The sequence below is a fragment of the Secundilactobacillus muriivasis genome, assembly GCF_054785195.1.
This window is the reverse complement of record NZ_BAABMI010000034.1, coordinates 1-12,994: the sequence shown is the minus strand read 5'-3', so window position 1 is coordinate 12,994 and position 12,994 is coordinate 1. Positions and strand designations below refer to the sequence as shown.

The window sequence follows — 12,994 nt, the reverse complement described above, 5'->3', positions numbered from 1 at the left end:
CGCATTTAGCCGTTCAATCAATTTAACCTTAATCCGGTTTTGAAAAATTCACCATCTTAGTCGGTGTCGTCAGCGCATCCGGTAATCATTCTTGGACGATTTTCTGCGAATGACTACTATTATATTATAAATAACGTCGGTGATCCTTCATTTCAGATCACCGACGTTATTCATTCTTTTTCTAAGCCTTTAAAATTGCATCAATTCGCTCGCGCTCATCCGCCGTAAAGTTCAGGTTTTGAACCGCCTGCAAATTGTCTTCCAAGTGTTTAACCTTTGAAGCGCCAGTGACAACGCTCACCACAACTGGATCCTTCAGTAACCAAGCTAATGCCATTTGGGCCAACGTCTGGTTCCGGTTTTGTGCCATGTCGTTCAACTGATTTAACTTGTGCGCTAAAACGTCACGGCCTTGATCCATCACGTTGGTGCTACTCCAGTGAATCTGGAAATCTTCTGGAATGCCATCAAGATAGCGGTTGGTCAATAACCCTTCAGCTAGTGGGCCATAGGCCACTAACCCCAGATTATTTTCACGCAAGGTATCCAGTACCCCATCGTTTTCCACCGTATCGCGGTTCAGCATGTTGTAGGAAAGCTGGTTCACCACAAATGGGGTGTGTAATTCCTTAAAGGTTTTCAAAATCGCCTTCGTCTGCGCATCATTGTAGTTGGAAATACCAACGTACAACGCCTTCCCAGAACGAACGATACTGTCCAACGCTTCAGCAGTTTCAGCTGGATCCGTATTGGGGTCAAACCGATGACTATAGAACACGTCAACGTAATCAAGTCCCATCCGTTCCAAACTGCCATCGAGTGCATTGATCAGCGTTTTACGGGAAGACATTTCACCGTATGGCCCAGGCCACATGTGAAAACCGGCCTTGGTAGTGATGACAAGTTCATCACGGTGAGCCTTTAAATTCGCACGGTAAACGTCACCAAAGATGCGCTCCGCTGCACCAGAACCAGGGCCATAATTATAGGCCAGGTCATAGCTAAAAATGCCGCTATCAAACGCCTTTAGAATAATCTTTTCACTATCAGCGTAATTTGCGTCTTCACCAAAGCTGTGCCACATTCCAAATGAAACGGCTGGCAATTGTAAGCCTTTATTGCCTGCCCGACGAATCGGCATCCGACCGTCGTAACGATTAACATCTGCCTGATACATGATTGGTAACTCCTCTTCTCTCTTACTTAAGGTACCTTTCAATTTTAAAAGGCATTTTGAACAGCGTCAACCATCTTTTCAGTCCAAGGAGGCAAACACCGTCAATATTGAGGTATACCAGTTCAAATCAACAAACAAATCGGCGACTCAAAATCAGTGGCTATCCTGATTTTAAGTCGTCGATTTTATTTATTCAGTGTTAACGTTAGGCTTGTAAGCTCAACTTAACCGCATCACTCACGTGACCGCCGGCCTGCTCTAGCAAGGCCTTTGCTTCGGCAATCGTTCCCTTGGTTTCGATTAACAAAATGGCCAACGGCACATTGTTCTCTGCGCGATCCAATGCACGTTCAGCCGCCAACGTTGACGTTTGGGTGGCCGCAGCAATAATTCGCTTCGCCCGTCGTTTGGTCTTCTCGTTGGTTGGGACCACGTTGATCATTAAGTTTTGGTAAACCTTCCCTGACCGAATCATGATGCCGCTAGACAACATGTTGAGCACCATTTTTTGCGACGTTCCGGCCTTCATTAAGGTGGCACCAGTAATCACTTCAGGACCAACAATTGGACAAATTGCGACGGTTGCGTTTTCTTGTAGCGGACTATCCGTGACACAGGCAACGGCAATCGTTAACGCCCCAACACTCTTAGCATACTTAAGTGCCCCAACCGTGTACGCGGTTGCACCACTGGCGGCAATGCCGATGACGATATCCTTCTCGTTTAATTCAACCTTCTTGAGGTCTTTTTCGCCTAATTCAGCTGAATCTTCTACACCTTCAATGGTATTAAACATGGCCTCAGGGCCACCCGCAATAATGCCGAAAGTTTGGGATTCTTCCAAGCCATACGTTGGCCGGAGTTCAGTTGCATCAAGTACGCCCAGTCGACCCGACGTCCCGGCACCGATGTAGATCAACCGACCACCAGCATCAAACCGTTTCGTTGCTAGCGTAATCGCCTGCGAAATTTGGGGAAGTTGTTTTTGAACCGAGCGGCCAACCCGCTGATCTTCCCGATTAATAATCTCAACCATGTCAGCCGTATCGACTTGATCAATGTGAGTTGAGTGTCGGTTTCGTTGTTCAGTTAATAAGTCTTCAAAGTTCATCGTCAGGTTCCTCCAATTAGCAACCAGCAGCTTTAGTGAAAATAAACTCAAGCCAATGGTATCGCTTTCATGTTATCCTATTTAGGTATACCATTTTTCAAGAAAAATTTCAATTTAAACTCGACAGACTGTTAATTTTTCAATCAAATTTGAAAAAATAGCTTGACAACTTTATTATTTGAAAGGCATTCCGAAGCTCAGTGAAAAATTGAAAAGTTACGCCATTTTGTATGTGACCGTTTTAACAGTTGATTTCGGTTGATGAAACTAAAGGTGGGTTTTTCAGGTTTGACTGACGTTTGTGTCCAGCTAAAGTGTGCGGAGTGAGACGGGTTGAGAGCAGTGTGCAAGGCGACATCGGTGAAGGCACATCAGGTCTGGCGGATTTACCGATGTCGCCTTGCATGCAGCTCTCAGTCTTGCGCAGCACCATTCGGCGCGGTGGCCAGAAAGCACGTGGTTGACAAGTTCTTGCAATGTCAGGAACCCTAGAAATGACAGTTTAAGTGGCGCCGAATTTTGTGGCCTGAGAGCGCCGGTTTTCGTGCGGCTTTGGCGAGCGAAGCGACGACAAACAGCCGACACTCAAATCGCACCCAACACTTACGCTGGACACAAGCGTAAACAAAAAGCGCCACCCGATTTTCATCAAGGTGACGCTTAAATTATCACTTATTTAGTTACATAAACTTCTTTATACCCACGACTCATCCCAGCTGGGTTCCACACGTAACCGTGGACCGTTGGCCGCCATAGTTCGGCAGTTGCTGGTTGGTACAATGGAATGACACCTTGATCTTTCATCAACACTTTTTCAGCGTTGACCAAGTCATCATAGCGTTTTTCAGCGTTCGTAGCATCCGTGGTTGAAGAAGCCTTGATCAACTTATCAAACGTCGCGTTTGACCAGTCACCGTTGTTGGTTGAGTTGCCAGTTTGGGCTAACGCCAAGAAGTTGATTGGATCGGCAAAATCAGCCCCCCATGATGACATGACCAAATCAAACTTACCACTGGCAGACCGAGCTAACCGGTTCTTATATGGCACGTTTGTGATGTTGACCTTCAACCCTGGTAAGCGTTCCAATTGATCTTGAAGGTACTGGGTCGTCGTCTTGGCTTGATCAGTGTCATCACTCAACAGATCTAACGTTAACGTCTTTTGACCAACTTGCTTCATGCCGGCAGCCCAGAGCTTTTTGGCATTGGCCAAGTCATAGGTCACACCGGATTTAACGTAGGCATCGTCTGCGAAATCAGCCTTGGTCTTGGGATTTTGCGTCAGGTTAGTTGAAACAAAGCCCTTAGGTGCGGTAGAGCCGTCACGAAGCACCTTGTTCGCTAACGCTGACTTGTTGATGGCTTGTGCCAAGGCTTGGCGAACCTTCACGTTCTTCAACGCCTTGACCCGCTTTTGGTTCATTTGAAGGTACATCGTTGAGCCACCCACAAATTTTTGGAAACCAGCCGTTTTAGCGTAGTTGGCAACCTGCGTCCCAGAAAGTGGTGTTACGTCAAGTTTCTTTTGGTTATACAAGTTTAACCCAGTACTTGGGCTCTTCACAACTTGGAAGTTGATCGTGTTCAAATGTACATCGTGCTTATCCCAATAATTTGGGTTCTTAGCAAGCTTCCACGTGTTATTCGTCCCAGTCCAGCCAACTGACTTAAATGGTCCGTTATAGGCCGTTTTTTGGCTTGTCGTCCCATATTGACTTCCATACTTTTCAACAGCCGATTGTTGTTGCGGGAAGAAGGTTGGGAAGGCCAACAATAACTTGAAGTATGGTACTGGTTCGCTTAACTTCACCACTAAGGTTGTTTTGTTAGGTGCTGAAACCCCTAACTGGTTGGCACTCATCTTACCCTTAGAAATGGCATCGTAGTTCTTGACACCCTCAAACAGGTAAGCATAGCCTGCAGCCGTCTTAGGTGCAACTACCCGGCGCCAAGCGTAAACAAAATCCTTAGCCGTTACGGTCTGACCGTTGTTCCACTTATCGTCATCCCGAAGTTTAAAGGTGTAAGTCAACCCATCCTTTGAAACGGTTGTGTGAGTCGCCAACGCATTTTCTAATTTAGAATTCTTACCTAACCGGTATAACCCTTCATCAGTATGGTACAGTTGCGTTAAACTGACAGATTCAGATGCTTTAGCCGAATCCAAGGTTGACACGGTTTCGGTCGTACTTAAGTTGAGGACTTGTTTGTCCGCCAACTGCTTGTTGGAGCTGCTTTGCTTTGATTGACCGCAGGCTGCTAACGTCATCACAAGTGCGACGCTACCAATGCCGGCCAATACTTTCCCTAATTTAACCATTATATTCCCCATCCATCATCTGAAATTGGTTCTCACGTTCAAATAATCGTGCCACCTGCAACAATAACGCCTCTCGACCCTTGTTGGCCGTTAATTGAACCCCTAGCGGTAACCCAGCCGCCGTGACATGGGTCGGCAAACTAATTGCGGGTTGTCCCGTTAAGTTAGCCTGCTGTGTAAATGGTGACCGCGTTAAAGCTGGCAACCACTGATCATAAATCAATTGTTGCTGATCACGGGGCGCCAATTGTTCAATTTCACGAAGCTGATCAGCGTGAGCTGGACTGATCAGCGGATCGTCCACCCGTGGTGCCGAGTCGGCCGTCGTTGGTGTCAGGTACAAGTCATATTGTTCATGGAACAGAGCCATAGTATAGCCAGTTTGGTCCCATAATGCAAGCGTTTTGCTGTAGTCGGCCGCACTAATGTGTTTACCAGTTTCTGCCAGTGCCCAAGTGAGTGGTTCAACTTCGTTCTTAGCAACCGGCCGTTGTAAGCCAGCACCAATTTCATCAAGCATGGCTGCCGTCTCACCTGCGTTCATCGCGTAGTAACTTCTCATCAACGCTACGCCATCGACTTGTGGCCGAGCCTCTGTGACGTTAAAACCGTGATCACTTAAAAACTTAACTGCATCCTCAACCGCCGCAACGGCCTCCTTCGAAACGGGAGTGCCAACGGGTGACGTCGTACTGTAAGCCACCGTTAATCCCGGGTGCAACTCATTTAGCATCCGTAAATAACCTGCTGAATAAAGTGGCGTCTGGAACGCCGCTGCCGGTTGCACCACCTGCATGGCATCTAACAACGCCGCAGTATCTTTAACCGTTCGGGTCAGTGCAAAGTTGATGGCCGCCCCTTGCCAAGAACGCCAATCACCAGGCCCAACTGGTACTCGGCCACGCGTCGGCTTCAGGCCAATCAGTCCCGACCAACTGGCTGGAATTCGAATCGACCCACCACCATCACTAGCAGCCGCTAACGGCACCATCCCACTAGCAACACTCGCAGCGGAACCACCGCTAGACCCACCGGGTGAATAGAACCGGCTCCATGGATTATGAGCGTTCCCGTAAAGTTGCGAATCCGTGATGTTTTTAAACCCAAATTCCGGGACGTTTGTTTGACCCAGGATGATGAAGCCGGCTTGCTGTAACCGTTGAACGAAGAAGTCCGTGGTCGAAGCCACCGAATTAGCCAATAATTTTGAACCACTAGTATTGGGTGTGCCAGCCAATGATTGACCTAATCCCTTGATCAATATCGGCACCCCTAAAAACGGTTGTCCTTTGTCCTGCAAGGCCGCCGCTTCTGCAAGCGCTTCCGTTTGACGAGTTGCCGTGACCGCGTTTAACCGCGGATTCATCTCGGCAATTCGGGCATAGGCGGCCTCAGCAAGGTCAACGGCCGACACCGTTCCGTTCCGAACTTGTTCAGCTAACTTTAATGCTGATTCCATGTTACCAATCCCCTCTGTCAGTAGCATTCACCAATCTTGTGACGACAAAACGACCCCACATGACCGTCTAGTCACGTGGGGCCGTTCCCTTTCCGGGTATGGATCATCCGGTTTGCCGCACATTTCGGCTAGCTACTGTTTAATTTTAGTTCACACTACGCTTTCGTGTTTTCCCGTTCTTCGTTTAAGAAAAGCGTCCCGACACTTTGATCCGTATAGATACGACGAATGGCGCGACCCATCAAATCACCGACGGAAATAATCTCAACTTTGTCAAAGTTCTTCTCGTCTGGTAACTGAATTGAATCGGTCACGATCACTTTTTTAAGTGGTGACGCAGCCATATGTTCCACGGCATTTTGGCTAAATACTGGGTGAGTTGCCACCGCGTAAATATCGTTCGCACCGGCATTCTTCAAGGTCTGGGCTGAAATTGAGATCCGCACAGCCGTATCGATAATGTCGTCGACCAAAATAGCGTTCTTACCAGCAACTGAGCCAATCACGGCATCAGCGTCCGTGGTTGACTTGTTGGGGTCCCGGTTATCAATAATCGCAAGTGGTGCGTGCAATAAATCGGCCATTCGACGTGCCTTCGAAACCCCGGCATGATCAGGTGAAACAACCACGAGGTTCTCGAGTAAATCATGTTCGTAGAAGTAACCTGCCAACAGTGGCGTTGCTTCTAAATGATCCATTGGAATATCGAAGAAACCTTGTAGTTGCGCCGCATGCAAGTCTAACGTGACAACGCGGTTCACACCGTCTTTTTGTAACATCGAGGCAATCAATTTGGCCGTAATAGGTTCACGTGACCGAGCCTTCCGGTCAGCCCGTGAGTAGCCGTAGTAAGGAATCACAACGGTTACGGAGTGGGCACTAGCCCGCCGAACAGCGTCGACCATGATCATTAATTCCATTAAATTAGTGTTAACGGGATCTGAGACCGATTGAATCAAGAAAACATCCGCACCCCGGATGCTTTCATCGACCGTAATGGCAATTTCACCATCACTAAAATGCTTGATGGTTGCTGCACCCAATTCAACACCAGCAGCAGCGGCGATTTTTTCCGCTAATGGTCGGTTGGAATTAAGTGCAAACATCTTTAACGGGTGTTTTGCTTGAGTTTGATTTGGCATAGTTAACCTCCAAGGTTTTGTGGCTCATCAATGTTTTTGATCGGTTAACCGATCGTTGCTTTTTCATTGGCTATTATCGCAATTTTTAAGGTAGCGTGCAAGCACTAGCGGGGATTTAAACCCAATTGTTCAACTAGAAAGTGACCAGTTGATTGACCAACTAGTTAGCGTTAATTCAATTCAGGCGCACCCATAAATGACTTAGGCGTGATACCCTTCATCCCAATCATCGGATCGATTTGACCGCTGTTGATCAGCGCAAGGGTTAAGACCCCGTCAGGAACAGGTGCCGGTTGGCCATCGTCAGCCGACGTTGTCTGGACCGATTCTGGTTTGGATCGTGACGATTCAGCTTCTTGGGTTGGCTGTGGCACTACCGGTTCAGCTGTTTCAGTCTGTTGACTGACCTGCTCCGCTGAAGCCGAGTCTTCAACTGGTGTGACCACCATTTCGGCCGGTGTCGTCATCGTTGCCGTTAAGCGTTCAACCAACGCAGTCTGCCGATTAACGGACTGTCGGCGAACACTTTCTTCAAATGCACGCCGTTCACCCAAGAGAATCAGGGTCGTTTTCGCCCGCGTTACAGCCGTATACAGTAAATTACGCTGTAACATCCGTGAATACTGCATCACCATGGGTAAAATCACCATCTTGAACTGACTCCCCTGCGCCTTATGGATCGACGTACAGTAAGCCAATGTCAGGCGATTCCAATCTTGACGACTATAAGTGACCTCTGTTTGGTCAAAGGCAATCGTCAGCTGATCGGTCTTTTCCTTATTCCCCTTGTCCTTCGCTAAGGTAATCCCAACGATTTGGCCAATATCGCCGTTGAAGACGTTGTTTTCCGGACTGTTAACGAGGTGTAACACCTTGTCGCCAATTCGAAATAGTTCGCCACGGAAGTTGACCTCCTTGGTTTTCTCACTGGTTTTAGGATTCATAATTTCTTGAATGATCGTGTTCAGTTTAGTGATCCCAGCAGGACCGCGATACATCGGCGCTAAAACCTGCACGTCCTCAGCATCAAAGCCCTTTTGCTTGGCCTTACCAATAATCTGTTCGATCACTGACGGCATCTGGTACGCATTACACTGAATGAACGAACGATCAGCCTGATTTTGGTCAAAATCCGCTGGTAACCGCCCCAGTTTAATCTCGTGGGCCAGTGGAATGATCGATGAATCATCCCCTTGCCGGTAAATGGTGTTCAGCTCCATCGCTTGGACGCGTTGACTTTCAAGTAGGTCAAAAAAGACACGTCCAGGACCAACTGAAGGCAATTGATCCTTATCACCCACCAGCACAATTTGCATGCCATCTGGTACGGATTTAAGCAGGGTCTTAAACAGGAAAACATCGACCATCGACATTTCATCAACGATCAATAATGACCCCTCCAGATCTTTCGCCATAACCTGATCGTTGTTTTCACGCCCGGTCAATCCCAGCAAGCGGTGAATCGTACTGGCCGGTAAACCAGTCGTTTCACTCATCCGCTTGGCTGCTCGACCAGTTGGTGCTGCTAATAAGATTGGAAATGGTTCGTCCTTATACTGATTGATATCGAGTGATAATTCGTGTAACTTGGCATACAAATTGACGATCCCATTAATAATCGTTGTTTTCCCAGTTCCGGGTCCCCCCGTCAGAAGGAATAACGGTGATTGAATCGCCGCTAGAATCGCAGCCTCTTGCGACTCATCATAGGTGATACCTAAATTTCGTTCAACGATTCGGGTTTGTTTTTGAACCACGTCATCGCTAAACGTCTTGGGTGCATCCGCATTTGCTAATCGATTAAGGTGCTCCGCAATTTGCCATTCGGCATCGAATAAGTTTTTCAAAAAGATCCGATCACCATCGCCCACAACCTTTTGCTGCCGGCCAAGTTCAAGTAACTGATCCGCCACGAGTTGCGGATTGACCATGGTGTTTCGGCTACTTTGAAGCAGTTCAATCGTCCCATTAAGCAGCGGTTTAGCCGTTGTATAGGTGTTACCACCGGACATAGCCAACTCATCAAGTTCTTGTAAAATACCGGCCTGCAACCGTTGCGGCGATAAGGCCTCGATGCCCAATTGCTCAGCGATTTGATCCGCTCGCTTAAAGCTGATGCCGTTAATATCTTCGACCAATTGATAGGGATTTTCCTGAATCACACGCAGGGTATCTTGTTTGTAGCGTTCGTAAATCGCACTTGCGAGCGAACTCCCGAAGCCGTACCCGTTTAACCCGATAATGATCTGTTCCATTCCGTTGTTGGCAGACAAGTTATCCAGCAACGTTTCTTTAACGGCCGGCTTCAGATTCAGTGGATCTAACACTTCCGGATCCTTCATAATCTGATCAATTGCAGTCAGACCTAAAAGAGCCACAATTTTTTCAGCCGTCCGCTTCCCCAACCCTGGAAAATCATCACCAGAAAGATAGGCGACGATGCCTTCCTTAGTTGTCGGTGCTTCATTTTGGTAGTTACTGGCTTGAAACTGCTGCCCGTACTTCGGATGATCCACGAGTTGACCAAAGAACCGGTACGGCATCTCCTCCGTAATATCAGCAAAGTTCCCGGTCACCACGATTTCATCACCGTGCCAATCAAGGTTCGTCGACTGCACTTTAACCAGCAAAACTTTATAAAAACTGTCTGGACTTTCAAAAAAAGTGGCAGCGACTTTGCCAACAATTGCGGCCGGTTCTTTAGCGGCGTCATCTGATTCAAATAAACTCAGGTTTTCACTTGCCATGGTGCCCATCCCTTCACATCAAGTTAGTCAGCATTCGGTTTGTCCGTTTGGCCCGTTTTTTGTTTGGTCAACAGCGTTTGAATGTCCGCCAATCGTGACTGACCGTTGTCGTAGTACGTTTTATCTAACCGTTTAGCGGCCTCAAAAAAGTCGGTTGCATCATCACCAAGCACTACCGCTGTAATACCCCGGTCAAATTGCGCGTGGCCATTTTTAGGGTCGCTCGCTAACGTGCGATCGTAGTAATCAGCCGCTTCTTTAAAGTTACCCAGTGCCAATAAATTATCCGCAATCAGTTGATTGACCACTGGATCTTGTTGGTGGTTTTGGCCAGCCGTTAAGGCAAACGCCAGTGCTGTTTTGTGATCGTTATTACCCATATAGCTTTGCGCTAACATCAAATAAGCATCGCTCTTCAGTTGGTCATCCTTGACCTGACTAAACTGAGCAATGGCCTTTTGATATTCGCCCGCCTCGTAATAGACGTTGCCTAAGCCATAGGTTAACGTATCCTTAGCTTTGCGACTCTGGTCGGCAAATAATCCCAGTGCCTTCATCATTAACTCTTCGGCTTGACTATAACTCTTCAAGTTAACCAACAACGCCGCTAGATCATAGTAGGTGTGATAGTTATTTGGATCATCATCAATTTCTTGAATCAACCGGTGCATCAATTGCTCGGATTCGCGTTGTTTAGCGTCCCGTTTCGCCTTTAATGCCGCTTGATCTGGCGTTTGTTCACTCATCTTGATTACTCCTCTTAAATAGTATCCGTTGCGTCTAAGTGGCGCTTTAAATAATCCGTTTTATTCCATTCGATCAGTTGAAAACTCGCACCGTGATCGGTGGTCTCTAAAATCGTGGTTGAGGTATTACTTAACCCACCCCGGTCGCGTAAATGAGCCAATGGCGTGCCCAATAAAGCGTTCATTTCCGCATTTAACGCCGCACCGTGACTGACGATCAACACATTTTGATCCGCCGTATCATGTGCGCGAACAATCGTTTGAATTGCCGGCGTCATCCGGTCGATCAATTCCTGAAAACTTTCACCGCCAATGGTCACTGGTCGGTAATCAGCCGGTGCGTTTCGAAACGCATGAAACTCCTCTGGAAAAGTTGCTTGAGCTTCTTCAAACAACATCCCTTCCATTTTACCAAGGTGAAATTCCTCTAGGCGACTGACTAAACTGAGCGGTATTTGGCCTGGTAAATTGGCCAAAACAGTCCGGGCTGTATCCCGAGCACGTTTGATTGGACTGGCATAAACGTGCGCAAATTGGAACTGCTTCAAGTAAACGGCAGCCTGTTTAATTTCCTCATAACTTTGTGGTAGTAACGGTGAATCGCCACCGGCCCCTTGATACCGTGATTCTAGGTTCCATTCGGTCTTGCCATGGCGTAGGAAAAATAGTTTCAAGTTAACTCCCTCTCTACTCATCGGTTTCTGAAAAGCGTTACGTTTATTATGACAGCTTTTCGGAGGGGTTACAAGCCGGAGCGTGGCGAACAAACCGCTTTCATTTTAAAAATCCAAAAAGACGTGCCTCCTTAAAGAAGACACGTCTCTCTCATAATTATACGTACTGTAACTGACGACTACGGCTGTAAGCAGCGTCAATAATGGCACTCCCTAAGCACTCTGCGCCATCGTAGAACACAACGGCCTGTCCGGGCGTAATTGCACGAACGGGATCGTCGAATTCAACGGTGACCTTTTGGCCGTCATCTGACAAGTGAACGGTAACGCCCGTATCAACTTGACGGTAACGGAACTTAGCGGTGCAGTGAAAGTCTTGACCGCGGTCAATTGAGTTGACCCAGTGAATATCAGAAGCTTCCAAGTGCGTTGCGTAAAGGTGCTCGTTGTGATACCCCTTACCCACGTACAAGATGTTCTTTTTCAAATCCTTACCGATAACAAACCATGGCTCGTTATCCTCACCATCGCCACCGATACCAAGACCTCGACGCTGACCGATCGTGTAGTACATCAGGCCAGCATGCTCGCCCTTCACATCACCATCAACGGTCATCATCTTACCAGGCGTAGCTGGCAGGTACTGACCCAAGAAGTTTTTGAAGTTCTTCTCACCAATGAAGCAGATCCCAACGGAATCCTTCTTGTGAGCCGTTGCCAAGCCGGCTTCCTCAGCCAATTGACGAACTTCTGGCTTTGTAATGTCACCAATTGGGAACATCACGCGATCCAGTTGCTCAGTTGATAACTGACTCAAGAAGTAAGTCTGGTCCTTGTTGGTATCAACCGAACGCATCAAGTGCATGTGACCATCTGCATCCCGGTTCAACTGGGCGTAGTGTCCAGTGGCAATGTAATCCGCCCCAAGATCCAGCGCATAGTCCAAGAACGCCTTGAACTTAATTTCTTTGTTACAGATCACATCAGGATTAGGTGTCCGGCCCTTCTTGTACTCGTCCAAGAAGTACGTGAAGACACGGTCCCAGTACTCCTTTTCAAAGTTGACAGAATAGTACGGAATGCCAATTTTGGCAGCTACTTTCGCCACATCCTTATAATCTTCGGTCGCCGTGCAGACGCCGTTTTCGTCAGTATCGTCCCAGTTTTTCATGAACACACCAACGACATCGTACCCCTGCTGCTTTAACCGTAATGCGACAACCGACGAGTCAACCCCGCCGCTCATGCCGACAACGACACGCGTTTGGCTGTTGTCTTGCATTAAAAATCACCATCACTTCTGTTTAGATTCTGGAGAATCCACGAGTTGAAGGTCGTAAAAATCCAGTAATTATGAGTTTACACGTGGCGCTAACTTTTTGCAAGGATTGGACCTTATTCCGGTAGTGTATTGTGTTTGGTTACTGTCGTTTGTGTCCAGCGTAAGCATCTTTGGTCTTAGTTTGTGAAGTGCAGTGATTTGCGTGAGCTGTCGATTCCGGTAAACGGCTAGGTTCCTGCTGTGGGGCCGGTCTGAGCCACAGGGCGGTCTCAAACCTCGAAGTTAAGCCTCGCCAAAACCCGTGCGAGTCTTAACTTCGTCCCCGATGATTGGTGGT

General features: G+C 47.7%; 9 protein-coding genes. All 9 read right to left on the bottom strand.

The window, feature by feature from the left end; genetic code table 11:
- Positions 1–181: 181 nt before the first annotated feature.
- Positions 182–1,177 (bottom strand): aldo/keto reductase, encoded by a 996-nt coding sequence (locus ACYVR3_RS08990; RefSeq protein WP_054736682.1) that lies wholly within the window; start codon positions 1,175–1,177, stop codon positions 182–184.
- Between the two features lie 205 nt (positions 1,178–1,382).
- Complete coding sequence (murQ, locus tag ACYVR3_RS08985; protein WP_461243979.1) at positions 1,383–2,288, bottom strand: N-acetylmuramic acid 6-phosphate etherase; 906 nt, start codon at positions 2,286–2,288, stop codon at positions 1,383–1,385.
- Positions 2,289–2,960: 672 nt separating this feature from the next.
- A complete protein-coding gene (locus ACYVR3_RS08980; protein WP_461243978.1) occupies positions 2,961–4,607 on the bottom strand; it encodes a peptide ABC transporter substrate-binding protein in 1,647 nt (548 codons plus the stop codon).
- Positions 4,600–6,066 (bottom strand): amidase, encoded by a 1,467-nt coding sequence (locus tag ACYVR3_RS08975; protein WP_461243977.1) that lies wholly within the window; start codon positions 6,064–6,066, stop codon positions 4,600–4,602. The genes ACYVR3_RS08980 and ACYVR3_RS08975 overlap by 8 nt, the downstream gene beginning before the upstream one ends.
- A 155-nt stretch (positions 6,067–6,221) precedes the next feature.
- Positions 6,222–7,208: a ribose-phosphate diphosphokinase gene (locus tag ACYVR3_RS08970; RefSeq protein ID WP_054736675.1), complete on the bottom strand. Its 987-nt coding sequence runs from the start codon at positions 7,206–7,208 to the stop codon at positions 6,222–6,224.
- 170 nt (positions 7,209–7,378) lie between these two features.
- On the bottom strand, positions 7,379–9,955 hold the full coding sequence (recD2, locus tag ACYVR3_RS08965) for an SF1B family DNA helicase RecD2 (protein WP_461243976.1): 2,577 nt from the start codon (positions 9,953–9,955) through the stop codon (positions 7,379–7,381).
- A 23-nt stretch (positions 9,956–9,978) separates the two neighbouring features.
- Entirely contained in the window at positions 9,979–10,701 is a 723-nt protein-coding gene (locus ACYVR3_RS08960) for a tetratricopeptide repeat protein (RefSeq protein WP_461243975.1), read from the bottom strand.
- Between the two features lie 14 nt (positions 10,702–10,715).
- Complete coding sequence (locus tag ACYVR3_RS08955) at positions 10,716–11,396, bottom strand: histidine phosphatase family protein (RefSeq protein WP_461243974.1); 681 nt, start codon at positions 11,394–11,396, stop codon at positions 10,716–10,718.
- A 136-nt stretch (positions 11,397–11,532) separates the two neighbouring features.
- The gene (gene mnmA, locus ACYVR3_RS08950) at positions 11,533–12,657 is read right to left on the bottom strand and encodes a tRNA 2-thiouridine(34) synthase MnmA (RefSeq protein ID WP_054736668.1); all 1,125 of its coding nucleotides are present in this window, start codon (positions 12,655–12,657) and stop codon (positions 11,533–11,535) included.
- Positions 12,658–12,994: the final 337 nt, after the last annotated feature.

Excerpts from the sequence above, each read along its gene's own strand:
- ACYVR3_RS08990 (WP_054736682.1), bottom strand. The coding sequence starts at position 1,177 with ATGTATCAGGCAGATGTTAATCGTTACGACGGTCGGATGCCGATTCGT.
- murQ (WP_461243979.1), bottom strand. The coding sequence starts at position 2,288 with ATGAACTTTGAAGACTTATTAACTGAACAACGAAACCGACACTCAACT.
- ACYVR3_RS08980 (WP_461243978.1), bottom strand. The coding sequence starts at position 4,607 with ATGGTTAAATTAGGGAAAGTATTGGCCGGCATTGGTAGCGTCGCACTT.
- ACYVR3_RS08975 (WP_461243977.1), bottom strand. The coding sequence starts at position 6,066 with ATGGAATCAGCATTAAAGTTAGCTGAACAAGTTCGGAACGGAACGGTG.
- ACYVR3_RS08970 (WP_054736675.1), bottom strand. The coding sequence starts at position 7,208 with ATGCCAAATCAAACTCAAGCAAAACACCCGTTAAAGATGTTTGCACTT.
- recD2 (WP_461243976.1), bottom strand. The coding sequence starts at position 9,955 with ATGGCAAGTGAAAACCTGAGTTTATTTGAATCAGATGACGCCGCTAAA.
- ACYVR3_RS08960 (WP_461243975.1), bottom strand. The coding sequence starts at position 10,701 with ATGAGTGAACAAACGCCAGATCAAGCGGCATTAAAGGCGAAACGGGAC.
- ACYVR3_RS08955 (WP_461243974.1), bottom strand. The coding sequence starts at position 11,396 with ATGAGTAGAGAGGGAGTTAACTTGAAACTATTTTTCCTACGCCATGGC.
- mnmA (WP_054736668.1), bottom strand. The coding sequence starts at position 12,657 with ATGCAAGACAACAGCCAAACGCGTGTCGTTGTCGGCATGAGCGGCGGG.